Origin of the sequence: Paraburkholderia caffeinitolerans, from assembly GCF_902859945.1 — a bacterium.
Lineage (GTDB): Bacteria > Pseudomonadota > Gammaproteobacteria > Burkholderiales > Burkholderiaceae > Paraburkholderia > Paraburkholderia caffeinitolerans.
Window position 1 is genome coordinate 18,301 of record NZ_CADIKL010000043.1, and the last position, 24,042, is coordinate 42,342.

Annotated in this window: 20 protein-coding genes and 1 riboswitch; of the genes, 13 read left to right on the forward strand and 7 right to left on the reverse strand. The window is 64.2% G+C overall.

Annotation, left to right across the window (positions count from 1 at the left end):
- Positions 1–186 precede the first annotated feature (186 nt).
- On the reverse strand, positions 187–4,881 hold the full coding sequence (gene hrpA / locus HV773_RS29885) for an ATP-dependent RNA helicase HrpA (protein WP_227875379.1): 4,695 nt from the start codon (positions 4,879–4,881) through the stop codon (positions 187–189).
- Positions 4,882–4,904: 23 nt separating this feature from the next.
- Between hrpA and argA the strand changes: the two genes are divergently transcribed.
- From argA to proP, 3 genes are all read left to right on the forward strand, one after another.
- The gene (gene argA / locus HV773_RS29890) at positions 4,905–6,305 is read left to right on the forward strand and encodes an amino-acid N-acetyltransferase (RefSeq protein WP_129561743.1); all 1,401 of its coding nucleotides are present in this window, start codon (positions 4,905–4,907) and stop codon (positions 6,303–6,305) included.
- 66 nt (positions 6,306–6,371) lie between these two features.
- Positions 6,372–6,647, forward strand: a complete 276-nt coding sequence (locus HV773_RS29895; RefSeq protein WP_027793465.1) for an oxidative damage protection protein — start codon at positions 6,372–6,374, stop codon at positions 6,645–6,647.
- Positions 6,648–7,273: 626 nt separating this feature from the next.
- Positions 7,274–8,743: a glycine betaine/L-proline transporter ProP gene (proP, locus tag HV773_RS29900; RefSeq protein ID WP_129561742.1), complete on the forward strand. Its 1,470-nt coding sequence runs from the start codon at positions 7,274–7,276 to the stop codon at positions 8,741–8,743.
- A gap of 134 nt (positions 8,744–8,877) precedes the next feature.
- Here proP and HV773_RS29905 read toward each other — a convergent pair whose 3' ends face one another.
- The 5 genes from HV773_RS29905 to HV773_RS29925 all read right to left on the reverse strand — a co-directional run bounded on the left by HV773_RS29905 (position 8,878) and on the right by HV773_RS29925 (position 12,543).
- Positions 8,878–9,366 (reverse strand): metallophosphoesterase family protein, encoded by a 489-nt coding sequence (locus HV773_RS29905; protein ID WP_129561741.1) that lies wholly within the window; start codon positions 9,364–9,366, stop codon positions 8,878–8,880.
- A gap of 98 nt (positions 9,367–9,464) precedes the next feature.
- Positions 9,465–9,869, reverse strand: a complete 405-nt coding sequence (locus HV773_RS29910) for a cupin domain-containing protein (RefSeq protein WP_129561740.1) — start codon at positions 9,867–9,869, stop codon at positions 9,465–9,467.
- On the reverse strand, positions 9,866–11,290 hold the full coding sequence (locus HV773_RS29915; protein ID WP_129561739.1) for an FAD-containing oxidoreductase: 1,425 nt from the start codon (positions 11,288–11,290) through the stop codon (positions 9,866–9,868). The genes HV773_RS29910 and HV773_RS29915 overlap by 4 nt, the downstream gene beginning before the upstream one ends.
- Positions 11,291–11,543: 253 nt before the next feature.
- On the reverse strand, positions 11,544–11,753 hold the full coding sequence (locus HV773_RS29920) for a hypothetical protein (protein WP_129561738.1): 210 nt from the start codon (positions 11,751–11,753) through the stop codon (positions 11,544–11,546).
- 175 nt (positions 11,754–11,928) lie between these two features.
- The gene (locus HV773_RS29925) at positions 11,929–12,543 is read right to left on the reverse strand and encodes a glutathione S-transferase family protein (RefSeq protein WP_129561737.1); all 615 of its coding nucleotides are present in this window, start codon (positions 12,541–12,543) and stop codon (positions 11,929–11,931) included.
- Between the two features lie 534 nt (positions 12,544–13,077).
- On the opposite strand from HV773_RS29925, the gene HV773_RS29930 reads away from it, so the two are divergent.
- From HV773_RS29930 to HV773_RS29950, 5 genes are all read left to right on the forward strand, one after another.
- Entirely contained in the window at positions 13,078–13,326 is a 249-nt protein-coding gene (locus HV773_RS29930; RefSeq protein WP_129561736.1) for a hypothetical protein, read from the forward strand.
- 426 nt (positions 13,327–13,752) lie between these two features.
- Complete coding sequence (locus HV773_RS29935; protein WP_129561735.1) at positions 13,753–14,025, forward strand: hypothetical protein; 273 nt, start codon at positions 13,753–13,755, stop codon at positions 14,023–14,025.
- A gap of 63 nt (positions 14,026–14,088) precedes the next feature.
- Positions 14,089–14,295 carry a hypothetical protein gene (locus HV773_RS29940; protein WP_129561734.1) on the forward strand — a complete coding sequence of 69 codons (207 nt, stop codon included), beginning with the start codon at positions 14,089–14,091 and terminating at the stop codon, positions 14,293–14,295.
- A gap of 778 nt (positions 14,296–15,073) precedes the next feature.
- Positions 15,074–16,276: an MFS transporter gene (locus HV773_RS29945; protein WP_129561733.1), complete on the forward strand. Its 1,203-nt coding sequence runs from the start codon at positions 15,074–15,076 to the stop codon at positions 16,274–16,276.
- Positions 16,277–16,395: 119 nt separating this feature from the next.
- A complete protein-coding gene (locus tag HV773_RS29950; protein ID WP_035530981.1) occupies positions 16,396–16,533 on the forward strand; it encodes an entericidin A/B family lipoprotein in 138 nt (45 codons plus the stop codon).
- A 107-nt stretch (positions 16,534–16,640) separates the two neighbouring features.
- Here HV773_RS29950 and HV773_RS29955 read toward each other — a convergent pair whose 3' ends face one another.
- Positions 16,641–17,636: an EamA family transporter gene (locus HV773_RS29955; RefSeq protein WP_227875377.1), complete on the reverse strand. Its 996-nt coding sequence runs from the start codon at positions 17,634–17,636 to the stop codon at positions 16,641–16,643.
- Between the two features lie 697 nt (positions 17,637–18,333).
- Between HV773_RS29955 and HV773_RS29960 the strand changes: the two genes are divergently transcribed.
- From HV773_RS29960 to HV773_RS29980, 5 genes are all read left to right on the forward strand, one after another.
- A complete protein-coding gene (locus tag HV773_RS29960; protein WP_129561732.1) occupies positions 18,334–18,741 on the forward strand; it encodes a GreA/GreB family elongation factor in 408 nt (135 codons plus the stop codon).
- Between the two features lie 83 nt (positions 18,742–18,824).
- Positions 18,825–18,964: riboswitch (TPP riboswitch) on the forward strand.
- Between the two features lie 100 nt (positions 18,965–19,064).
- On the forward strand, positions 19,065–20,996 hold the full coding sequence (gene thiC, locus HV773_RS29965) for a phosphomethylpyrimidine synthase ThiC (RefSeq protein WP_129561731.1): 1,932 nt from the start codon (positions 19,065–19,067) through the stop codon (positions 20,994–20,996).
- Positions 20,997–21,168: 172 nt separating this feature from the next.
- Entirely contained in the window at positions 21,169–21,390 is a 222-nt protein-coding gene (locus HV773_RS29970) for a glycine zipper 2TM domain-containing protein (RefSeq protein ID WP_129561730.1), read from the forward strand.
- A gap of 313 nt (positions 21,391–21,703) precedes the next feature.
- Positions 21,704–22,168 carry a hypothetical protein gene (locus tag HV773_RS29975; protein WP_227875376.1) on the forward strand — a complete coding sequence of 155 codons (465 nt, stop codon included), beginning with the start codon at positions 21,704–21,706 and terminating at the stop codon, positions 22,166–22,168.
- Positions 22,169–22,394: 226 nt separating this feature from the next.
- Positions 22,395–23,996, forward strand: a complete 1,602-nt coding sequence (locus tag HV773_RS29980) for an L-lactate permease (RefSeq protein WP_129561729.1) — start codon at positions 22,395–22,397, stop codon at positions 23,994–23,996.
- The last annotated feature ends 46 nt before the right edge of the window (positions 23,997–24,042 follow it).

The following is a 24,042-nucleotide window of genomic DNA, read 5'->3' on the forward strand; positions in this document are numbered from 1 at the left end:
TCCGGACTGGTTCGTGATTGTAGAACGTCTACCTTCCTGCAAGGTTGACGTTGGCACGATGAAATGCGGCAGGGTGCGACACCTGGTCCCTGTGTCGGCCTGTTTTGCCCGGTTTTGGCACCTTCCGCCGCCACTTTCGAACTGTTTCGATCGGGGCCCGACCCGCCGTCATGGCGCCCCAGGCCCTCAGCGCAGCATCGACTCCCAGACCTTGTGCAGCCGCTTGACCGACACCGGCATGGGCGTGCGCAGCTCCTGGGCGAAGAGCGAGATGCGCAGCTCCTCGAGCAGCCAGCGGAACTCGGTCAGGCGCGGATCGAACACGCCGCCGCGCTGCGAAAGCGCACGCTGATACTGCTGCGCGAGTGGCAGGAATTCGCTCGCCTGGCGCGCGTCGCGGGACGGGTCGGCGCGCAGCTTGTCGATGCGCAGCGCCACGCCCTTGAGGTAGCGCGGAAAATGCACGAGCTGCGCGTACGGTGTCTCCAGAATGAAGCGTTTGCCGATGAGCGCATCGACTTGCGCCTGCATATCCGCCGCCGGTGCGCCGAACGCTTTCGCCTGCACGAGCTTCTTCGCCAGCGACGCGTACTCGGCAAGGATCTGGCCCACCAGCCGCGCGATCTCCTGCGCAAGCAGCGAGAGGCGGCCGCGCCCTTCGTCCTTGCGCGCGTGGAAGCTCGCCTCGTCGTCGGGCAGCGGGTCTTGCAGGCAGGCGCGGTCGAGCGCGAGCTCGATCAGTTGGTCGCGCAACTCCTCCTGGGTGGCCCGCGACATGAACTGCATGGCCATCTCGCGCAGGCCCGGCAGATTCTTCTCCATATAGCGGATCGGCTCGCGCAGCTGCAGCGCGAACAGACGCCGCAAGCCAGCGCGATGAATGCGCGCGGCCTCTTCGGGCGAGTCGAACACCTCGACGTCGCAATGCGAGCCGCGATCGACCAGCGCCGGATAGCCGAACAGCGTCTGGCCGCCCCGGCGGATCTCCAGCAACTCCGGCAGCTTGCCGAAGTTCCAGGTGGTGAGGTTTTCGTAGAGCGCGGTGGCCGGCGCAGCGTCGGCGGACGCGGGCGTGTGCGGCATCTGGCCCTGCCGGGATCCGCTCTTCGGCGCGCTCGCGGGCGCGTTGGCGCCGGGCTGCGGCGCGTCTTGCCCGGATTGCACAACGGTGCGCGGCTCCGCGCTCCCGCGCGCCTCCAGCGCCGCCAGCGCGGTCGCGCTCGCGAGCTTCTGGAACTGCTGCTGCGCCTGCGCGCCCAGCTCGCTGCGCAGTTGCGCGAGATTACGGCCCATCGCGAGCTGGCGACCGTGCTCGTCGATCACCTTGAAGTTCATGAAAAGGTGCGCCGGCAGCAATTCGAGCTTGAAATCGGCCGATTTCAGGGCAACCTGCTTCTGCTCTCTCACGTCGATGATGAGCGCCTCCACGAGCCCGCCCGCGCCAAAGCGCTCGCCGCCCACGCGCTCGGCAAAGCCCGCCGCGTACTCGGGCAGCGGCACGCAATGGCGGCGTAGCTTCTGCGGCAGCGACTTAAGCAGCAGATGCGCCTTCTCCTTGAGCATGCCCGGCACGAGCCATTCGCAGCGGCGCGCATCGACTTGATTGAGCGCGTAGAGCGGCACCGCGAGCGTCACGCCGTCGCGAGGCGAGCCCGGCTCGAAGTGATAGGTGAGCGCCATCGCCACGCCCGACATCGTCATGCGCTTCGGGAACAGCTCGGTCGTCACGCCAGCGGCCTCATGGCGCATCAGGTCGTCGCGAGAAAGGTAGAGCAGACGCAGCTTGTCCTCGGGCTGCCCGCTCTTTTTCAACTCGTCGCGATACCAGCGCTCGAACGATGCGCCCGAATAAATGCCCTCGGGAATTGCGTGATCGTAGAACGCGAAGATCAACTCGTCGTCGACCAGCACGTCCTGGCGGCGCGACTTGTGCTCGAGTTGCTCGATATCGGCGAGCAGCTTGCGGTTGTGAGCGAAGAACGCGAGCTTCGTGTCGAATTCGCCTTCCACCAGTGCGCCGCGAATGAAGAGCTCGCGCGCACGCGCCGGATCCTGCTTGCCGAACGCCACGCGCCGGCGCTGATACACCGGCAGGCCATACAGCACGCCGCGCTCAAACGCGCTCACCAGCGCCGCGCGCTTCTCCCAGTGCGGCTCGGACAGCGACTTGCGCAACAGATGCGCTCCCACCTTTTCGAGCCATTCGGGTTCGATCTTCGCGATGCAGCGCGCGTACAGGCGGCTCGTCTCCACGAGTTCGGCGGCCACGACCCAGCGCCCCGCTTTCTTCACGAGCGCCGAGCCCGGCCACAGATGGAACTTGATGCTGCGCGCGCCGAGGTAATGCGGCTCGTCCTCGGCTTTCAGGCCGATATTGCCGAGCAGGCCCGTGAGCAGCGCGTGATGGATCTGCTCGTAGGTCGCGTCCGCTTCGTTGATGCGCCAGCCGTGCTCGCGCACCACCGTGAGAAGTTGCGAATGGACGTCGCGCCACTCGCGCAGGCGCAGGTGCGAGAGGAAGTTCGCTCGGCACGAATCGACGAGCTGCTTGTTCGACTTCTTGTGCGCGACGGCCTCCTCGAACCAGGCCCAGATCTTGAGCCACTGGAGGAATTCGGAGCGCTCGTCGGCGAAGCGCCGATGCGCCTGGTCGGCCTGCTCCTGCGCCTCGATGGGCCGGTCGCGCGGGTCCTGCACCGAGAGCGCGCTCGCGATGATGAGCACTTCGCGCATGGCCTGCTCGTCGCGCGCGGCAAGAATCATGCGGCCCACGCGCGGATCGAGCGGCAGGCGCCCAAGTTCACGGCCCAATGGAGTGAGCGCGTTGTCGTCGTCGACGGCGCCGAGTTCATTGAGCAGCTGATAGCCGTCCGCGATCGCGCGGCCCGGCGGCGGCTCGATGAACGGGAACGTCTCGATCGCCGTGAGGTGCAGCGATTTCATGCGCAGAATCACCGCCGCGAGCGACGAGCGCAAAATTTCCGGATCGGAAAATTTTGGCCGGGAAAGGAAATCCTGCTCTTCATAGAGGCGGATGCAGATACCGTCCGCCACGCGGCCGCAGCGGCCTGCGCGCTGGTTCGCGGCCGCCTGCGAGATCGATTCGATCTGCAACTGCTCGACCTTGTTGCGGTACGAATAGCGCTTCACGCGTGCAAGGCCCGTGTCGACCACGTAGCGGATGCCCGGCACCGTGAGCGAGGTTTCCGCGACGTTGGTGGCCAGCACGATGCGGCGTGCGTTCGACGCCTTGAACACGCGTTCCTGTTCCTGCGCGGAAAGCCGCGCGAACAGCGGCAGGATCTCGGTGTGCGGCGGATGATGCTTGCGCAGCGCCTCGGCGGCGTCGCGAATCTCGCGCTCGCCGGGCAGGAACACGAGCACGTCGCCGGAGCCCTCGCGGCACAGTTCGTCCACTGCGTCGACGATGGCTTCCATCAGGTCGCGGTCCGTGTCGCGTTGCGACTTGGCGCTTTTTTCGCGGCCTGTCGTGCCCTGCGCGTTCTTCACCGCCGGACTGTCTTCCTGCACCGGCCGGTAGCGCACTTCGACGGGATAGAGCCGCCCGCTCACCTCGATCACGGGCGCAGGCTTCTCCTCGCTGCCGAAATGGCGCGCGAAGCGATCGGCGTCGATGGTCGCCGAGGTCACGATCAGCTTCAGATCGGGCCGGCGCGGCAGAATCTCTTTCAGATAGCCGAGCAGGAAGTCGATGTTCAGGCTGCGCTCGTGCGCCTCGTCGATGATGATCGTGTCGTAGGCCTTGAGCAGCGGATCGGTTTGCGTCTCGGCGAGCAGAATGCCGTCGGTCATGAGCTTGACCGACGCGCCCGGCGCGAGATTGTCCGTGAAGCGCACCTTGTAGCCGACCACTTCGCCGAACGGCGTACCGAGCTCCTCGGCGATGCGCCGGCCCGTGGCCGACGCCGCGATCCGGCGCGGCTGCGTATGGCCGATGAGGCCGGCGCCGCCCGCGCCGCGTCCGCGCCCGAGAGAGAGCGCGATCTTCGGCAACTGCGTGGTCTTGCCCGAGCCGGTTTCACCGCTCACGATCACGACCTGGTTTTCAGCGATGGCGCGCGCGATCTCCTCGCGTCGGCCCGAGACGGGCAGCGCTTCGGGGAACGTGATCGGCGGAATCGGATTCGGCGCGATGGGCGCGCGCGGTTCCCGGGGCTCACGCGGCGCGCGCTGCTGACGTTCGACGCGCGGCGTGCGCTCGCCTTCGCGTACGGGGCGCGATGCGATTTCGGATTTCGTTGTGGCCGGCTGAGGTGTGGCCGGCTGAGGTGTGGCCTGATGCGGCTCGGCGAGATTCGGCTTCGCCGGGTGTTTCGGCTGCTTCGATTGTTTCGGTTGATTCGGCTGTTGCGCGCGCGGTGGCTGATTGCGCGGCGTCTGCGCATCGCGCGGTTCGCCGCGCTGCGCCGCGCGTCGATCGTTGCGCGACGCGCCCGGCTGCGCTGCCGGCTTGCTCTCGTTTCGATTTTCCGCACGCGGTGCGGCTCGCGGCGGCGTCTGCGCTTGCGTTTGTGCGGACGTCTGCGGTTTTGCCTGCTGCGGCTGAGCTTGTGCTTGCGTCGGTGCTTGCGTCGGTGCTTGCGGTCGTGCCTGCGTTTGCGGTGCCGTCTGCGCACGCGTTTGCCCGGCGTTCAGACTGCCCTTTTGCTCCGCCGTCTGCGCGCTCTTTTGCGCGCTTTTTTGCTGATCGCGCGACCCAGCGCCCACGAGCGCGGCAAGCCGGTCGGCCGACGCCAGCTTCGTTCCGTCGCCATACTTCTGCGACGCGCGCTTTTCCTGCGCGTCGCCGTGCGCCGCGTCTTTCCCGCCGGGGGTGTTGCTGCCCTGCGCCGAGGCAGGTCTTTTGGGTACATTCGACATGGGGGCGCATTATAATCCCGGGCATGAATTCCCAAACCGACCTCGTCCCCGCCTCCGCGAGCGCGCCGGCTTCCGCCGCCGCGGACCCCGCTTCAGAGCAAGCTGCCCAGCAGGCCGCGCAGCACGCGCAGTTCGTCGACTGGATGCGATCGGTCGCGCCCTACATCCACATGTTCCAGGGCAAGACCTTCGTGGTCGGCTTCGGCGGCGAAGTCGTGCACCAGAACCTGCTCAACGCGCTCGTGGCCGACATCGCGCTACTGCAGGCCATGGGCATCCAGATCGTGCTCGTGCACGGTTCGCGCCCTCAGGTTGAAGAACAGATGAGCCTGCACGGCGTCGAGTCCGAGTTCTCGCACGGCATGCGCATCACCAATGCCCGCGCGCTGGAATCGGCAAAAGAAGCCGCCGGCGAAGTGCGCCTCGACATTGAGGCCGCGATCAGCCAAGGCTTGCCGAACACGCCGATGGCGCACGCGCACATCAGCGTGGTCTCGGGCAACTTCGTGACGGCGCGCCCGGTGGGCATTCTCGATGGCGTGGATTTTCAGCACACGGGCGTCGTGCGCAAGATCGACGCAGATTCGATCCGCCATTCGCTCGCGAGCCGCAAGCTCGTGCTGCTCTCGCCGCTCGGCTTCTCGCCCACGGGCGAGGCGTTCAATCTGTCGATGGAAGACGTCGCCTCGGCCGCCGCCATCGCGCTGCGCGCCGACAAGATCATTTTCCTCACGGAAACGCCGGGCCTCGCTAACGAGGACGGCGAACTGATCCGCGAAATGTCGCTCGACGACGCCTACAAGCTGCAGGAAAGCGGTACCGTGCTCGGCGACGAGGGCTTCTACCTCAAGCATTCGATTCGCGCCTGCCGCGGCGGCGTGGGCCGTGCGCACATCCTGCCCTACGCGCTCGACGGCAGCGTGCTGCTCGAACTGTTCCTGCACGATGGCGTGGGCACCATGATCTCGTACGAGAACCTGGAGAGCCTGCGCGAAGCCACGCCGGACGACGTCGGCGGCATTCTCACGCTGATCGAGCCGCTCGAAAGCGACGGCACGCTTGTGCGGCGCGGACGCCACCAGATCGAACGCGACATCGACCATTTCTCGGTGATCGAGCACGACGGCGTGCTGTTCGGCTGCGCCGCGCTCTACGCCTATTCGCAGGAACGCATCGGCGAAATGGCGTGCCTCACGGTCTCGCCCGAGGCGCAGGGCTCGGGCGACGGCGAGCGGCTCCTGCGCCGCATCGAGCAGCGCGCGCGAGCGCGCGGGCTCACGCGCATTTTCGTGCTCACCACGCGCACCGAGCACTGGTTCTTGAAGCGCGGCTTCGTGAAGGCCACCGTCGACGACCTGCCCGAAGACCGCCGCCGCCTCTATAACTGGCAGCGCAAGTCGCTCGTGCTGATGAAACAACTGTGAGCGCCCCCAACTACTGACGACGCAGCGACACGCCGCCACCCGATACGACTACAGGAGAAGCACAGCATGGCCCGTATGATCCAATGCGCGAAGCTCGGCAAGGAAGCCGAGGGACTCGATTTCCCCCCGCTGCCGGGCGAACTCGGCAAGCGTATCTATGAAAACGTCTCGAAAGAGGCATGGCAAGCCTGGCTCAAGCAGCAGACCATGCTCATCAATGAGAACCGGCTGAACATGGCCGACCCGCGCGCGCGCCAATACCTGATGAAGCAAACGGAGAAATTCTTCTTCGGCGAAGGCGCCGACCAGGCGTCGGGCTACGTGCCGCCGACCGAAGGCTGAAGACTGAAGCGGCGCTGGCGAAGCATCGCCAGACCGACTGCAAAAACCGCGCCCCGGCGCGGTTTTTTTATGCACTTTTTGGGCCACCCAGCCCACTCGGGCGACGCGTTGCCGAGCTGCGTCATTATGGCCAGCAAGACCGCGCAATCGCCCGCCACACGGGGCCTGGCGGGCTATACCCTGAGCCCCGCCAGGCGGGCGGTTTGCACGATCTTACGTTATCGTGCTATCATAACGCTTTGTTCGACAGACATTAGTCATCAACTGCAATCTGGCCGGCACCCAAAAACGCCTTCCGCCCGATTGCGCTCATACAAAAAGAACGCTTCGCCACGCGAGCCTTCTTTTTCGTTTCAGCGGCGCTTCACTTCGCACCCTCGTGCGAGTCCAGCGTCCTTCTGCGTCCTGCCCCCCAACCACGGCCACGCAAGGCGCAACGCATACGCACAATTCGACCGAGTGTCGTTTCGCGACACTTCAGCATGCCATTCGTGCGCCGCCTGCCTCGCAGGCGCACCGGGCGCCCTCTCGTTGCGGCGTTCGCGCACGACATGCTGCCGCTATCGCGAAACGGCACTCTCCGGCAACCGTGGCGAGCCATTGCAGGCTCGTCGCTGTCATTGGAGATGCAGACCTTGACCGCTTCCACTTCCGGTTCATCGGCCACTTCGGCCGATCTTACCCTCGACGAAATTACGATCGTCGACAACAAACTCCTCAAACGCGCCGTCGGCGCCATGGCGCTCGGCAATGCCATGGAATGGTTCGACTTCGGCGTGTACAGCTACATCGCCGTCACGCTCGGCCAGGTGTTCTTCCCGTCGAGCAATCCTTCCGCGCAGTTGATCGCGACCTTCGGCACGTTCGCTGCCGCGTTCCTCGTGCGCCCGATTGGCGGCATGGTGTTCGGGCCGCTCGGCGACCGCATCGGCCGCCAGCGCGTGCTCGCGATGACCATGATCATGATGGCCTGCGGCACCTTCGCGATCGGCCTGATCCCGTCGTACCACTCGATCGGCATTGCCGCGCCCATTCTGCTGCTCGTGGCGCGCCTGATCCAGGGCTTCTCGACGGGCGGCGAATACGGCGGCGCGGCAACCTTCATCGCCGAATTCGCGCCCGACAAGCGCCGTGGCTTCATGGGCAGCTTCCTCGAGTTCGGCACGCTGATCGGCTACGTGCTCGGCGCGGGCACGGTTGCCGTGCTGACCGCCATGCTCTCGCACGAGCAACTGCTCGACTGGGGCTGGCGCGTGCCGTTCATGATCGCGGGCCCGCTCGGCCTCGTGGGTCTCTACATCCGCACCAAGCTCGAAGAAACGCCCGCATTCAAGCGCGAAGCCGAACTGCGTGAAGCGCAAGAACATTCACGTCCGAAGCTCACGCTGAAGTCGCTCGTCACCGAGCACCTGCGCCCCTTCCTGCTGTGCGTGGGCCTCGTGCTGATCTTCAACGTGACTGACTACATGGCGCTCTCGTACCTGCCGAGCTACCTCTCGGCGACGCTGCACTTCAACGAAACGCACGGCCTCTTTCTCGTGCTGATCGTGATGGTCCTGATGATGCCGATGACGCTCGCGTTCGGCCATCTCTCGGACATCATCGGCCGCAAGCCGGTGATGCTCGCGGGCTGCGTCGGCCTGATCGCGTTGTCGATCCCGTCGCTCACGCTGATCCAGACGGGTGAATTGCTGCCGGTGTTCTTCGGTCTCCTGATTCTCGGCACGCTGCTCTCGTGCTTCACGGGCGTGATGCCCTCCGCGCTGCCGGCGCTGTTCCCGACCGCGATCCGCTACGGCGCGCTCGCCATCGGCTTCAACGTGTCGGTGTCGCTGTTCGGTGGCACGACACCGCTGGTCGCCGCCTGGCTCGTCGAGCACACGCAGAACCTGATGATGCCCGCGTACTACTTGATGGGCGCGGCCGTAATCGGCATCGTCTCGGTGCTGGCGCTGCGTGAGACGGCACGCAAGCCGCTGCTCGGCTCCGCGCCGTGCGTCGGCACCAAGGCCGAAGCCCATGCGGTGATGCGTGGTGTGCGTGTTGCCCGCGAAATCGACGAGCGCTATGCCGCGCACGCTGCGGTTCGGGTGTAACGCAATCGTCACGCAGCCCGGCGCTTCTCGCGCCGAGGATTTCGCATCGGAACGTATCGAAGGCCAGCCCCGCGCTGGCCTTTTTTACGTCCTGCGCTCGGCGTGACGCGTCATGCTCTGAATGCACAATTGGCTTAGTCGATCAGCCGTGTGTGCTCGACGTGCAGCAGCCCCTCGTTTCCGATCGTCAACATCGCGGCGGAAATGGGTAATTTGAAGCGGCGCGGTCCGGCGCTGCCCGGATTCACGTAGTGCACACCATCGCGCATGTCGTGCTCCGGCTTGTGCGAATGGCCGCTGACCACGACGGCGATGCCCTGCGCCGCCAGGCCGTCGCCGAAGCCGCGCAGATCGCGCAGTTCGTGAACGACGGCAACCGCGATACCGCCGATTTCAACCACGGTTTGCACCGGCAGCGCCTCCGCCCATGCGCCACGATCGTTGTTGCCGCGCACGGCGGTCAACGGCGCAATCTGCGCCAACTGGTCGAGCACGCCTTGCTCACAAATATCGCCCGCATGGATGATCGCGTCGCTGCCGTCGAGGAAACGCAGCAATTCGGGCCGCACGAGATTGTGCGTATCGGAAACTAGCGCGACGCGCAGCGGATATTGACGTGACATGGGTTGGCGTTTCGTAACGGAAAGCGAATACCGGTGATTATCGTCGACACGCAGCGCGCGTCGTGCCGGAAAGGAAACGTCATCGCAGCGCGCCTGCCCTACTCGCGCGCATCAACACCCACGCCAAGATAGACGGCGAGCCAGACGGTAGGCGTTGCCGTATCGGTCCACGCCACGCGATGCCGGCAGTGCGCGGGAATATGCACGTAGTCGCCAGGCTGCATCCGATGGAGCGCGCCACGTTGCGCCTCGAATTCCAGTACCGCCGCGCCTGCGAGCAAAACGACCCATTCGTCGCGCGGATCGTCGTACCAGAACCCTTCCGGGCTCGCCTGCCCCGTCGAGACGATCCGCTCGATCAGCACTCCAGCGTGGTCGACGAGCCGCTCGAAACGCTCGTCGCGTGCGCTGGCTTCGATACCAGCGTAGAGATTGCCTGAACGACCAACCGCCGCAGCGCCGGCAGGCTCCCCGGAGTGCGCGTTTTCGCCTGGCACGCTCATACGAGCGGCCTCAGTCCGTCGAGCAAGGTCGGCACGAGTTCGCTCACCGTCGGGTGAACGTGCATCGCGTATTCGAGCGTCGTATACGGCGCGTCGGCGGTCATCGTGTCGATGAAGGTGTGAATTGCCTCGTCACCCTCCACGCCGAAGATCGTCGCGCCCAGAATACGCTGCGATTGCGCATCCACGAGCGCCTTCATGAATCCCTCCGTCTCTCCGCGCTCGCGGGCGCGACCGACGCGCGACATCGGCATGGTGGCGATCAGCGCGGGCCGCCCACTTGCGCGCACTTCGCGCTCGCTCGCCCCCACCCTGGCAAGCGGTGGATCCACGAACACGGCATAGGCGGGAATACGCGTGTCGGCGCTACGGCGCGCGCCATCGAGCAGATTGGCCGCGACGATCTGGTAATCGTCGTACGAGGTGTGCGTGAATGCTCCGCGCCCGTTCACGTCTCCAAGCGCCCATACACCGGGCACGCGCGTGCGCAGTTCTCCATCGACGGCGATAAGACCGTGCTTGTCTCGCTCGATGCCTGCCGCGTCGAGCCCGAGATCGTCGGTGTTCGGAATGCGGCCCGTGGCGAACAGCAGATGCGAAACGTCAAGCGCTTCGCCACCGAGTTCAATACGTATGCCGTCCGAATGCTGGCCACCCTCGCCGCCAGCGCCGAACGGCGCGACGCTGCGGGGCGCATTGCCGAAGCGAAACTTCACGCCTTCGCGCGCAAGCACGTCCTGCACGGCCCGGGCCACGTCGTCGTCCTCGCGCACCAGCACGCGGTCCCCACGCACGAGCACCGTCACGCGGCTGCCGAAACGGCGAAACATCTGCGCGAATTCGAGCGCCACGTAGCTACCACCGACAATCGCCAGATGCGCTGGCAACGTCTCCAACGCGAGCAAAGTAGAGTTGGTTTCGTATCGGATACGGTCGAGCCCGGGCACGTCGGGAACGGCGGCGCGCGTTCCCGTGTTGATGAAGATCTCGGGCGCTTCGAGCGTCGCCGTTTCGCCGCCCGCTAACGTTACGCTGACCACATGTGCAGCGCTAAAGCGCGCATGCCCCTGCAACACCGTCACGTTAGGGGCATTACGCAACCAGTGTTCGACACCATCGCGCGACGCGCCAATGATGCGGTCCTTGCGCGCCTTCACGAACGCGAGATCGACGCTCACATCGGCGTCTTGCGCGGCGTTGCCGATCCTCACGCCAAAGTCCGCCGCGTGGCGCGCCACATGCGCGGCACGCGCACAGGCCACGTAGGCTTTGGTCGGCGTGCAGCCGACATTCACGCACGTGCCGCCGAACACCGCGCGCTCGATCACCGCCGTCTTGCGCCCGCTGGCTCCCAGCCGCACTGCGAGCGGCGGACCGCTCTGCCCGGTGCCGATCACGATCGCATCGAAACGCTGTGCCATGCCGTTCTCCTCGTGCGAAACATCGTGCAACTCACATGCGCGCATCACGTTCGCGCCATCTTACGCCGGCACCGCAAACGTCACGCCTGGGCTGTACTGGAATTTCGAATCGGAAAACGAGAAAAAAAGAGCCGCCCAGGATCATGGGGCGGCTCACAGGGTGACGCTACAACAGCAAACGGGCGATGCCGCTGCGCGTCGGGGGGAGAATCGTAAAGGCAGTACGCTGTCTATCGCTCGAGAGGAAACAGGTTCAATGGACGCGCTCGACCGGCGTCACGCATTCGTGGCTTGCACACCAGAGTTCGCGCGAGCGCTGCAGCGCCGCGCGCGCACCGCGCGTCGCCACCATCAGCCCGATTTGACCCATGTTGAAGTCGAGCGACACCATCAACTGCATGAGGTCCACCATCGGCAGGACCAGTGCTGGTTGATACAGTTGTCGTTCGATAAAGGATTTCATGACGGCTCCCGCTGAAACCGCCACGTCTCACTGACGTAGCGTCGTTTCCATGAGAGCCATTCTAGGAATGGAGCGTCCGCCGATAAATGGTCCGGACGCGAAGTCACTTGTCGTCAAACACGAACAATCGTGTAAACAGCAGTGACCCAGCATCAGCGATGTCCGGTCCCGAAGCTCATTCGAGCGGCGTCGCGACAAACTCCGGCAAGGTTTCGGCGCGGGCCGAGTGCGCGGCAAGCGCCGGATAACGCGCGGGATCCACGGCACCCGGCAAGATGTGCTGGGTGAAACGCCAGGCCACCGCGGCCGTGATGTCGGCCTGCGTGATCCGCCCCGCGCACAACCAGCCAACGCGGCCCTCCAGCAGTTTGTCGAGCGCCGCATATGCGGCGTGCATCTGACCTGTGACGCGCTGCAGCCACGGTTCGTGCTGGCGCTCCTCGGGCCGCAACTGGCGCTCGTACACCTGCTGGATCGTCTTCTCCATGGCGGCCAGCGCGAACCCGTTCACGCGCAGCGCGAAAGTGCGCTCCTGCGGCTCCTCCGGCATCAGGCGCTGCGCCGGCGGCACCTTGCGGTCGAGATGATCGAGGATCAGCGTGGAATCGATCAACAGCGTGCCGTCGTCGTCGATGAACGTCGGCGCCTTCACGACCGGATTGATCTGCGCGAACTCGTCATAGTGCCGGAACACCGACACACTGCGATGCTCGAACGGCATCCCAAGCACGTGCAGTGAAATCGCCACACGGCGCACATATGGGGAATCCATCATGCCAATCAACTGCATTGCCGCACCTCGCACAAGTAAAAGGGGACTGGACAACCGATAGTGCAGCATCGGCGAATGCATTTCAAGATTTGCAGATCATTCCCCTGCAGCCCGATGATCACACCCCATTAACACCGCGGCATTTGTCCTTGAGAAGCACGATTACGCGATGCAAATCGCTTAATGGCATCGCAAAAAGCGATTGATATCAAACATTAAAACCATTCCAAATTAAGCCGTGTCGATGTGCCACGCAGGATTTGATTTACCTGGCGCTACATTTGTTAGCTGTCGTCATGCGTGACGCGACGCGTCATTGCTGCAATGCAACGTCCTCAACATTTGGGAACAGTGATGGTGCATCTCTACGCACAGGCGCGCCACATAAGGCTCGGCAGACCAGGGGCCGCAACGCAAGGATGCCGAACTATTACTCCCCCTGCATTTCAAGGTATTTCCGTGCGCCGCATGTGTTGCACTGCATCGCCGGGAAACTCCTGGATACATATGCCGAAAGGCTGAGATAGTCTGACTGCACAAGGAGACGAAATCATGAGACAAGCATTCAATGTTGGCGTCGTCATCATCCTCGCACTCCTCCTCGCGAACCGGGCGATGACACGCGCGCAGGCGCACGAAAGCGGCTCGGTCACTTGCACGCAAGGTTCGGAGCTCGTGCGGCTCGACGCACTCGCGCGCGGCTTCACCGCCATCGGCGCGCGCAGCCAGGGAGAAAATTTCCTCTCATCGTGCCTCGTCTCTGGACAGGCTCAGGTCGGCAAAATCGTCGCGCACGACTGATTCCGCCGAACTGCACCGGACGCCAGCGCGACACCAACAAACCGTTCGGTTTGTGTCGCGTTGCCGCGCGGCGACCGGATGGACCGGATAGGTTCTGTGCCATAGCCGTTTCACGGCTGCACACGCGCATATTCCTCGCCGGCACGCCTTGACGCCCGTACCGGGACATAGCGTGCGTATCTGGCATATGCGCTCGCTCAGGCACCACACACGTCATAAAGCGTAAAGACCAAGCGTCGCTCCTTTTCGGGCGATTTCGCTCGCACTCACGCGCCCATACCGTTTTCACATCGTCATTGCCGTGCACGCGCATGACGTGCATTAACCACCCCTGCCTCGATATTTCAAGAAAGTTAATTAACATTCCCCCTGAGTTGCCAATGGCTGCATTTGGCGGCGACAATGGTGCGCGATCAGGAGGAATTTATGAGAGGCAGCATCCTGTTGCTCGGTCTTGGCATGCTAACGGCATGCACATCGGTAACCAGTGTGAATTCAAGACAGGATGGACATTTTTCGATAACGAGCCGGGCGCGTTGGGACATCGTCTCGTGGAACCACGTGCGCAGCGCCGGTTTCAAGGAAGCGCAGGCGTATTGCCGCAAGCAAAATAAAGAGATGCACGCCGTCGATGTGCACAGCGAAGGCCTGCGTGGCGTTACCCCGCAATCAGTAGAGGTAATCTTCGACTGCATCTAAGCCGCCCTCCCACATGCCGCGCATCCCCGTCCATCAAGCCTTTCGCGGATCCACGCCCACTTTTTGAGCGAAACCTTGCGCAATAGCAATGGTTTGTTGCCGTTCTCCCCGATATCCAATGCGCATCTCGCAGATACACTGACGAAACATTTTGTTACGGCCTGTATCATGCTTACCGCCTTTTTCATCGTGGCGCCTTTGGCGATTGCGGCGCTTTTCGGCTTTGCGCGGCTCGTCAATCCGCGCACCGGCCAGATCGGCAGCCGCTGAGCACGCGACGCGTCCCGGGACATCGTTGCGATATCCCGGCAACCCATGAGCCCAGCGACAAAAAACCCGCGAGGCATCGCGCCATCGCGGGTTTAGAGGCTTCTTACGAAGCCTGTTCAGGTTTCAAGATGTTCTGGTGCCGGCGACCGGACTTGAACCGGTAAGCCGTGAGGCGGCGGATTTTCGTCACACTACGTCTTTCGACGCCTCCCGCGGAGTTCTCGCGAATGTTCGTGCGCTGGACTATGCCTTCGCCTTAGCCACGCGACGCGGGTTGAACCGCGGCAAAGCCTTAGGCGCCCCCCGTCTAGTCTCTACACCTTCCTGGCCGGTGCGAAAAGCACCAGCCGGCTTGGCTCGGCGTTGCCTCGGCGCAATGCGCGCTTGCGCATCGCAAAGTCCAGGGGTTTCTCCGAATTTGAGGGGTTCTGCACCGGCCGTTTCCGGCTGGGCACTCAATCTAGTTTTAAGTCCGCTATGTTTACCAATTTCATCACGCCGGCAAAGCGGACGCGATTCTACCATTGGCACAGCGATTCCGGCTCAAGCCGATGACGACGTCATCCGGCTCGCAGCGCGCAAGTCACGCAATCAATATGTTGCGCACACAACGTGTCTAAAGTTTGCCCCAGGCACTCGGCTGCGCGAGGGGCGGCACGATCGCACACGCTCCGGTATGATCGGCACGCCCGAACTCATGCAAACTGCGTCTTACCGGCATGAGCGAGGGTAACCATTTCAGCATCCCGTATCGCTGGGCGCCGCCCGCACTGTGCACATGTCCACACCCGATTCCGCATCCACTGGCGAACGCCAGTCGCTGAGCGGCCTGCTGCTGTTGCTCGCGACCATCGCGGGCGTCGCGGTCGCGAACATCTACTACAACCAGCCGCTGCTCGACGACTTCCGCCATACGTTCCCCGCCGGAGCCGCGTGGATCGGCGCAGTGCCTGCCGCCACGCAGCTTGGCTACGCACTGGGGATGCTCCTGCTCGCGCCGCTCGGCGACCGTATCGACCGGCGCCGCATCATCCTCGTGCAGACGGGGCTGCTCTGTCTCGCCCTGCTTGCCGCGGCAACCGCGCCCACGCTGCCGGTGCTGATTGGCGCGAGCCTCGCCATCGGCGTGCTCGCCACCATCGCTCAGCAAGCCGTGCCGTTCTCGGCCGAACTCGCGCCGCCCGAACAGCGCGGCCACGCTGTGGGCACCGTCATGAGCGGTCTCCTGCTCGGCATCCTGCTCGCGCGCACGGCGGCCGGGTTCGTCGGCCAGTACTTCGGCTGGCGCACGGTGTTCGCCGCGTCGATCGCCGCGCTGCTCGTGCTCGCCGTGGTGGTAGTGAAAAAGCTGCCGAAGAGCCAGCCGACATCGACGCTCGGCTACGGCAAGCTGCTTGCCACGCTCTGGCATCTCACGGTCGAATTGCGCGGCCTGCGCGAGGCCTCGGCTATCGGCGCGTGCCTCTTTGCGGCGTTCAGCCTGTTCTGGCCCGTGCTCACGCTGCTGCTCGCGGGCGAGCCGTTCCACCTCGGCTCCCAGGTGGCCGGTCTGTTCGGTATCGTCGGCGCGGCGGGCGCGCTCGCGGCGCCGTGGGCGGGCCGCTCCGCCGACAAACGCGGCCCGCGCGCCGTCATCACGCTTTCGATCGCACTCATCGCCCTCGCGTTCGTGATCTTCGCGTTTTCGGGCACGAGCCTGATCGGCCTCGTAATTGGCGTGATCGTGCTCGACGTGGGTGTGCAGGCCGCGCAGATCTCGAACCAGTCGCGCATCTATGCGCTGCGCCCCGAAGCGCGCAGCCGCGTAAATACCGTGTTCATGGTCTGCTACTTCATCGGCGGGGCAACGGGATCGGCAGTGGGCGCAGCCACCTGGCATGCGTTCGGCTGGATGGGGGTGTGCGCAGCCGGTCTGGGCTTCAGCGGGCTCGCTGCGTGGATTCATTACGCCACGCGGGCGCACTCTGACGCAAGTGCGTAACCGTGTAATACGCTTTCGCCGCGTGGAATACGTGTTCGCGCAGCATCGCGAATTCGTGAAATCGTCCAGGCACGGGGTGTGCTCAACAAGGTTTCCCTCACTCAGCGGAGACCCTTCTCATGAAACGCCTGATTGCCCTCTTTCTCGTCACCGCGTCGGTTGCGGCGCTGGCCGCCTGCAATACCGTCGCGGGCGCGGGCGAGGACCTGTCCTCGGGCGGCCACGCCATCACGAACAGCGCCGAGAAAGCGAAGTAACCGGCGCGGCATCCGCGACGCCGGCGCACCATGCCGGCGCCGTGACTGCCTACCAGCGCTCCAGCATGAGTTGAAAAACCCTTCGCGCTACGAACGATCCGGCAACGTCAGGACCCACGCCGCCGGTCGTCAAACAGGAACGAGAGCCCAACGCTGCCGAGAATCAGTACAGTGGCAATGATCGTGCCGAGCGTAATCGGCTCGCCGAGCGTGAGCGCCCCGATGATCACCGCAACGACCGGGTTCACGTACATGCAGCTGCTTGCCACGATCGGACTCGTGTGCCGGATCAGATAACCGTAGGCCACATACGCGGCCATCGTGCCGATCATCATCAGGTAGACGAACGCGACCACCGGCAAGAAGTGCAGCGCGCCCATGCGTTCGCCGGTGATCCATGCCACCAGCGTCGAGATCGCACCGCCAAGACCGATTTGCAGCGCCGTCGCAACGAACAGATCGGAGGGCAACTCGAGCCGCCCCGCGAGATGCGCGCCGACCGCCCAGAAGAGCGCACCGCCGAGAATCGCGAGGCTGCCGCCCGCAGTGCCGCTCGCCCCACCGTCGTGGCTGAGGATCGCGATGCCGACGAGACCGAGCGCCACCGCCGCCCATTCGCCCTTCGCGACACGCCGTCCGGCCGCGGCGGCAATGAGCGTGGCGAACAACGGCACGGTCGCGACCATCACGGCCGCGGTGCCTGTGCCGACCGTGCGCATGCCGTAAGCCAGCATGCCGCTCGACAAGCCCACCAGCATCGTGCCGACGACGCCCGCGTTACGCACCTGGGCAAGCGTCGGCATGGGGGGACGCCGGCGCACGGCGAACACAAAGAGCCCGATGCCCGCGAGCAGGTTTCGCAGGCCCGAGAGCAGCAGTGGCGGAAACGAGCCCAGCGCCACATGCACGCCGAGATAGGTCGAGCCCCAAACGAAGTAGACGACCGCGAGCGATAGCGCGACGCGGCCGCCGCGCGACTGCGGCAAGCGCACGCTGCGTGCGAGACGCCAGCATTGTGTGCCGGTCTGTATCAGCGCCTGTAGCAGCCCATGGGCGAGTGAGCCGCCAGTCCAGCGAGAAGGCAAACGGGGAGGCATCGTCATTGCCCCGCGGAGAGACTAAGGACTGACCGCGGACACCCCGCCGGACATGGGACGGGACGAATGAGGCGCAACGGCATGATGGCAGCAGCGAAAAAGAAAGTGCGAGATGTGTCTCGATACGCCGCAATGTGGGCACTAAGGACACGAAGAGCCCGAATCGGGCGCCACGCATTATGCAACAAGGCACCCCGTTGCGGACGAGGTGAGCATGCTTTATGCGCAAGGCGTGCAGCTTGCGCGCAACGCCGGCTGAAACGCCGTGCTGGAAAGCCCGCCACGGTGGCCACAGCGCCAATCTGCGGCAAGACGTCGCTACCCCCTCACCGACGCCGTACGCATCGTCCACGCGAGTTGCCTGCGCAGGTCGTCCGTGAATAACAAGACCGTGTTAGCATGTCCTCTGCTTTCAATAAACTTTCACACCAATCCCTGTCGTCCCCCATGCATCCGTCGCTCACGCACCTCGCCGTGCATCTCGCCGCCCCCCTGCCGCCCCGCGCCCAGCGCGGCGCGTCTGCGTGCGCGGGAACGCTTCCGGATGCGCGCGCCGCCGCCCGACGACATCTCCCCGGCTCCCAGGCCCCGCTCGCCGCCGCCCGGCGTCCATACTGAACCACCCTCCGCTTTCCGGAGCCGTTCGGTCGGGCTCCGGGCCGATCCCTCACTTTTTCAAACCCGGATCGTAAGGAGAACCACCATGTCGAAGAAAATCCGCTATCTGACCGAGCTCGATCTCGCTCGCCTCGAAAAATGCGCCGCTGAACCCGGCGCGGCCCCCGCACGCCAACTCATGCTCGACGACCTGCTCGAACGCGCGGAGATCGTCGACTCGCGCAAGGTCGCAGCCAATGTCGTCACCATGAACTCGCAGGTCACGCTCGTGAACGAACGCACGGGCGAGGAAGTCACGTTCACCGTGGTCTATCCGGTGAGCGCCAATCTCAACGCCGGACGCCTGAACGTTTTTTCGCCCGCGGGCCTCGCGCTGCTGGGCGCGAAGCGCGGCGAGTCCGTGCGCTTCACGCCGCCCAGCGGCGCCGTCGAGACGTTCAAGATCGGCCGCATCCTGTTTCAGCCCGAAGCCGCGGACGATTTCACGCTATAAGCAACGCGCGTCCACGCTCCGCCTGGCACATTTCACACGCCAGAGCACTTGCCAGATCGTCGCAGCACGGTGTATCGTTTGGCCTGCTTACGCGGGGGTCCTGCGTCATGCGCCGCTTCGAATCGTTCAGACGAATGTTCAAGCCGCGTATTGCGTGGGTGAGAAATACCCTTTGAACCTGATCTGGATAATGCCAGCGCAGGGAAGCGTCCGGACTTCGCAACGCAAACGCCTCACCTCATCACAGCGAAGTCCGTCCACGTTCCGTCTCATCTCCTGCTAAGCCGCTGTTCCCACTTTGCTTTGCATGGAGAGAGAGACGCATGAACGCGAATCCGAAGTTCATTTCCGCCAACGCGCACGTCGACGAAGCCGCGATTGCGCCGCTGCCCAATTCCCGCAAGATCTATGTGACCGGTTCGCAGCCCGACATCCGTGTGCCAATGCGCGAAATCTCGCAATCGGACACGCCCACGGGCTTTGGCGGCGAAAAAAATCCGCCGATCTACGTCTACGACACCTCGGGTCCGTACACCGATCCTGAAGCGAAGATCGACATCCGCGCGGGCCTGCCCGCAGTGCGTCAAGGCTGGATCGAAAAGCGCGACGACACTGAAGCCCTGCCCGGCCTCTCCTCCGAATACGGCCGCGAGCGCGCCGCCGATTCGGCCACGGCCGAACTGCGCTTCCCGGGCCTGCACCGCACGCCGCGCCGCGCGAAGGCCGGCAAGAACGTCACGCAGATGCACTACGCGCGTCAGGGCATCATCACGCCGGAGATGGAATACATCGCGATCCGCGAGAACCAGCGCCGCGCCGAGTATCTGGAAAGCCTCAAGGCGAGCGGCCCGAACGGTGCGAAGCTCGCCGCGATGATGGGCCGCCAGCATCCGGGCCAGGCGTTCGGCGCAGCAGCCTTCGGCGAGAACGCGCTCAAGGAAATCACGCCTGAATTCGTGCGCGAGGAAATCGCGCGCGGCCGCGCGATCATCCCCGCGAACATCAACCACCCGGAAAGCGAGCCGATGATCATCGGCCGCAACTTCCTCGTGAAGATCAACGCGAACATCGGCAATTCGGCGGTCACCTCGTCGATCGGCGAGGAAGTCGACAAGATGACGTGGGCGATCCGCTGGGGCGGCGACACGGTCATGGATCTGTCGACCGGCAAGCACATTCACGAAACGCGCGAGTGGATCATCCGCAACTCGCCGGTGCCGATCGGCACGGTGCCCATCTATCAAGCGCTCGAAAAGGTCAACGGCAAGGCCGAGGACCTCACGTGGGAGATGTTCCGCGACACGCTGATCGAGCAAGCTGAGCAGGGCGTCGACTACTTCACGATTCACGCGGGCGTGCGCCTGCAGTACGTGCCGCTCACGGCCAACCGCATGACCGGCATTGTTTCGCGCGGCGGTTCGATCATGGCCAAGTGGTGTCTCGCGCATCACAAGGAGTCCTTCATTTATGAGCATTTCGAAGAGATCTGCGAAATCATGAAGGCCTATGACGTGAGCTTCTCGCTCGGCGACGGCCTGCGCCCCGGCTCGATCTACGACGCCAACGACGAAGCGCAGCTCGGCGAACTGAAGACGCTCGGCGAGCTCACGCAGATCGCGTGGAAGCACGACGTGCAGGTGATGATCGAAGGCCCGGGCCACGTGCCGATGCAGCTCATCAAGGAGAATATGGACCTGCAACTGGAATGGTGCGACGAAGCACCCTTCTACACGCTCGGACCGCTCACCACCGACATCGCACCGGGCTACGACCATATCACCTCGGGCATTGGCGCCGCGATGATCGGCTGGTTCGGCACGGCCATGCTCTGCTACGTCACGCCGAAGGAACACCTGGGTCTGCCGAACAAAGACGACGTGAAGGAAGGCATCATCACGTACAAGCTCGCAGCGCACGCGGCCGATCTCGCGAAGGGCCATCCGGGCGCGCAGGTGCGCGACAACGCACTTTCGAAGGCGCGCTTCGAGTTCCGCTGGGAAGACCAATTCAACATCGGCCTCGATCCGGACAAGGCACGTGAGTTCCACGACGAAACGCTGCCGAAGGACTCCGCGAAGGTCGCGCACTTCTGCTCGATGTGCGGCCCGCACTTCTGCTCGATGAAGATCACCCAGGACGTGCGCGACTTCGCGGCGAAACAGGGCATGAGCGACGACGAGGCCCTGAAAAAGGGCATGGAAGTGAAGGCCGTCGAGTTCATCAAGCAGGGCGCGGAGATTTATCAGCGCCAGTAAGGCACGCAAGACGGTGCGCTGCGCGCCGCGAAACAATTTCTAACGACTCCGACAACTCGTTGACAAGCGCACACACCCGGATACGGGAGACGCTTCTACGATGGATGTATTGGAGGCGCATCAGGCAGGAAAGCGTCTGATGCGCCTCGCCCGATACAACAGGAGTCGAAAAATGAAAACACTCGCACGCGCACGCACCCTCCTCACTGTGACCACGCTCGTTGCCGTGATCGGCAGCCTCTCGGCTTGCGACAACATGTCGAGGCGCGACCGCGACACGGCAATCGGCGCGGGTGTCGGCGGCGTCGCGGGCGCGGCCATCGGCGGCAGTGCGCTCTCCACGATCGGCGGTGCCGCAGTGGGCGGCGTCATCGGCAATCAGGTCGGCAAGTAAGGGCTGCATCCGCCCGACCTGACACGACAAAAAACCCACGACATTACAACAGGCAAATTAGCCGGCAATCCCGGTTGCACATGCCGGCTTCAGAGAGGATACGCGGCGCATGTCTCGCAAGAGCATGCGCCGCGTTTGCATTTGGCCACGACCCTACATGCCCGTGTTCGTGCATGCAGTCATGCAAGCCCGTGAAATATCCGGTGACGCGAGTGCAACACAAGGTTGCGGTGAGGAGCGTAAGCTCGATCGATCAGGTTCCGGGTGCCCGGCGCTTCAACCAGACGCCTGCCGGCCGCGAAAGGAGTCCGCCATGAATCGCCCCTTAGCCGCACTTGCCTCGCCTTGCTGCGCCTCCGCGCGCCCATTCTGGTCGAGCCGAACGTGGGCACGCGGCGCGCTCAAGCGGGTCCCGATGCTCAGCGCAACGGCCGCTCTGCTCGCGCTTTCCGGCTGCTATTACTATTACCCATACGGCTATTCGCCGTACTACTACAGCGCGGTGCCCGCCGCGAGCACACAGCACGAAAACGCGGTTCTGCAGACCAGCCCGCAAGCGAGCCTGCCCGCCAACCCCGCACCCGCGGCCGTCCCCGATACCCAATACCCGGGACCGCTCTATCCCTCGCCGCCTGTTGCTGTCGCGGCCTGGCCAGTCTATCCAGCGTATCCGGCTTATCCCGCGTATTACCCCTATCCCGCGTGGGGATGGGGCGCGCCCGCGATCTCCTTTGGCTTTGGCTACTGGAGCGGCGGTGGCGGCCACTGGCATCACTAAGTGCCACGCGCGCCGCACGACCGTACTTTCCCTCCTTGACGCTCCCGAACCATTTTCTATGCTGCTATTGGGTATCGGGTACTGAAGCACAGCCTTACTGAATTCCCCTCCCCACGGCGGCGCCCGGGTCTACCGCGCGCCGCACGCACTGCCGACGCCACGCCCGGCACACCCTTGCGCCCGCACGCATCGATGCGCCGATACCAATCAGCACAAAGGAGACGTCATGTTCCACCAGCTGTTGACTCCCATCGGCAATTCGCTCTTCCTGTCGTTCATCGTGGCGGTGCTGCCGATCGCCGTGGTGCTCGTCCTGTTGGGCTGGGCGCGCCGGCCCGCGTGGCAGGCTTCGCTCGCGGGCCTCATCGTGGGCCTCGTCGTCGCGATCGTGGGCTGGCAGTTTCCCGTCAATCTCGCCATCAGTTCGGTGCTCAACGGCGTGGTTTTCGCGCTGTGGCCGGTCATGTGGATCGTCGTCACGGCCATCCTGCTTTACAACATTGCTGTGCGCTCAGGGCGCTTCGCGGCGTTTCGCATGTGGCTGCTCGACAATCTGCCCAATGACCGGCGCATCGTGCTCGTGGTGGTGGGCTTTTCGTTCGGCGCGCTGTTCGAAGGCATCTCGGGTTTCGGCACGCCCGTCGCGATCACCAGTTCACTCCTGATCATGCTCGGCTTCCCGGCGCTCGAAGCGCTCACCTTCACGCTGATCTTCAATACCGCGCCGGTGGCGTTCGGCGCGCTCGGCGTGCCGATCACGGTGCTCGGCGCGGTCACTCACCTGCCCGCCGACGCGCTCGGCCAAATGGTCGGCCGCCAGCTGCCATTCTTCGCGGTGGCGCTGCCGTTCTACGTAATCGCCATCTACGCGGGCGTGGGCGGCATGCTGCGCATCTGGCCGGTGCTGCTGGTCTCGGGCGGCAGCTTCGCGCTCACGCAGTTCGTCACGGCGAACTACATCAACTACAGCCTGACCGACGTGCTCTCTTCGCTCGTCTCGCTGATCCTCACGATCCTGTTCCTGCGCGTGTGGAAACCCGCGCCCGACCCGCGCTTCGAGATCAAGGTGGACCGCGCCAAGGAAGTACGCGGCGATGTCTCGGGCACACAGGGATGGTATCCATGGATCATCGTGGCGGTGGTCGTGATTCTCTGGACGATCGCCAAGGTGTTCGCGCTCGGCGACCTCAAAGTGCACTGGCCGGGCCTCGACAAGGCCGTCTACATCACGCTGTACAAGACGCCGTATGGCGCGATCTGGGACTTCCAGCCGCTCGGCACAGGCACCGCGATCCTGCTTGCGGCCATTCTCACGGCGTTGGTCGTGCGGCTCAAGCCCGCCGACTTCGGCGCCGCTATCGTCGACACGTGGGTGCAAACGCGCATCGCCATCCTGACCGTCGCCACCATCGTCGGGCTCGCGTTCTTGATGAACTACTCAGGCCTGACTTATACGCTGGGTCTCGGCGTGGCCTCGGTGGGCGCGTTCTTCCCGCTTGTCTCGGCGTTCCTCGGCTGGGTGGCCGTGTTCCTCTCGGGCAGCGATACCTCAGGCAACGCGCTATTCGGCAATCTTCAGGTGGTGGCCGCGAACCAGCTCAACCTCAACCCCGTGCTCATGGCAGCGACCAATTCGTCGGGCGGCGTCATGGGCAAGATGATCTCGCCGCAAAACATCGCGACGGGCGTGGCGACCACCGACCTCAAAGGCCAGGAAGGCCATGTGTTCGCGAAAACCTTCAAGCACTCGATCCTGCTGACGGTGCTGCTCGGCATTCTCGTGTGGCTTCAGCAGAACGTGTTCACGTGGATGATTCCGCCGCATTGACAGCAGCATGAAGCGTGAATAAAAAACCGCCTGCGAATCGATGAAT

Coding starts and splice junctions, on each gene's coding strand:
- hrpA (WP_227875379.1), bottom strand. CDS start 4,881: ATGTCGAATGTACCCAAAAGACCTGCCTCGGCGCAGGGCAGCAACACC.
- argA (WP_129561743.1), top strand. CDS start 4,905: ATGAATTCCCAAACCGACCTCGTCCCCGCCTCCGCGAGCGCGCCGGCT.
- HV773_RS29895 (WP_027793465.1), top strand. CDS start 6,372: ATGGCCCGTATGATCCAATGCGCGAAGCTCGGCAAGGAAGCCGAGGGA.
- proP (WP_129561742.1), top strand. CDS start 7,274: ATGCAGACCTTGACCGCTTCCACTTCCGGTTCATCGGCCACTTCGGCC.
- HV773_RS29905 (WP_129561741.1), bottom strand. CDS start 9,366: ATGTCACGTCAATATCCGCTGCGCGTCGCGCTAGTTTCCGATACGCAC.
- HV773_RS29910 (WP_129561740.1), bottom strand. CDS start 9,869: ATGAGCGTGCCAGGCGAAAACGCGCACTCCGGGGAGCCTGCCGGCGCT.
- HV773_RS29915 (WP_129561739.1), bottom strand. CDS start 11,290: ATGGCACAGCGTTTCGATGCGATCGTGATCGGCACCGGGCAGAGCGGT.
- HV773_RS29920 (WP_129561738.1), bottom strand. CDS start 11,753: ATGAAATCCTTTATCGAACGACAACTGTATCAACCAGCACTGGTCCTG.
- HV773_RS29925 (WP_129561737.1), bottom strand. CDS start 12,543: ATGCAGTTGATTGGCATGATGGATTCCCCATATGTGCGCCGTGTGGCG.
- HV773_RS29930 (WP_129561736.1), top strand. CDS start 13,078: ATGAGACAAGCATTCAATGTTGGCGTCGTCATCATCCTCGCACTCCTC.
- HV773_RS29935 (WP_129561735.1), top strand. CDS start 13,753: ATGAGAGGCAGCATCCTGTTGCTCGGTCTTGGCATGCTAACGGCATGC.
- HV773_RS29945 (WP_129561733.1), top strand. CDS start 15,074: ATGTCCACACCCGATTCCGCATCCACTGGCGAACGCCAGTCGCTGAGC.
- HV773_RS29950 (WP_035530981.1), top strand. CDS start 16,396: ATGAAACGCCTGATTGCCCTCTTTCTCGTCACCGCGTCGGTTGCGGCG.
- HV773_RS29955 (WP_227875377.1), bottom strand. CDS start 17,636: ATGACGATGCCTCCCCGTTTGCCTTCTCGCTGGACTGGCGGCTCACTC.
- HV773_RS29960 (WP_129561732.1), top strand. CDS start 18,334: ATGTCGAAGAAAATCCGCTATCTGACCGAGCTCGATCTCGCTCGCCTC.
- thiC (WP_129561731.1), top strand. CDS start 19,065: ATGAACGCGAATCCGAAGTTCATTTCCGCCAACGCGCACGTCGACGAA.
- HV773_RS29970 (WP_129561730.1), top strand. CDS start 21,169: ATGAAAACACTCGCACGCGCACGCACCCTCCTCACTGTGACCACGCTC.
- HV773_RS29975 (WP_227875376.1), top strand. CDS start 21,704: ATGAATCGCCCCTTAGCCGCACTTGCCTCGCCTTGCTGCGCCTCCGCG.
- HV773_RS29980 (WP_129561729.1), top strand. CDS start 22,395: ATGTTCCACCAGCTGTTGACTCCCATCGGCAATTCGCTCTTCCTGTCG.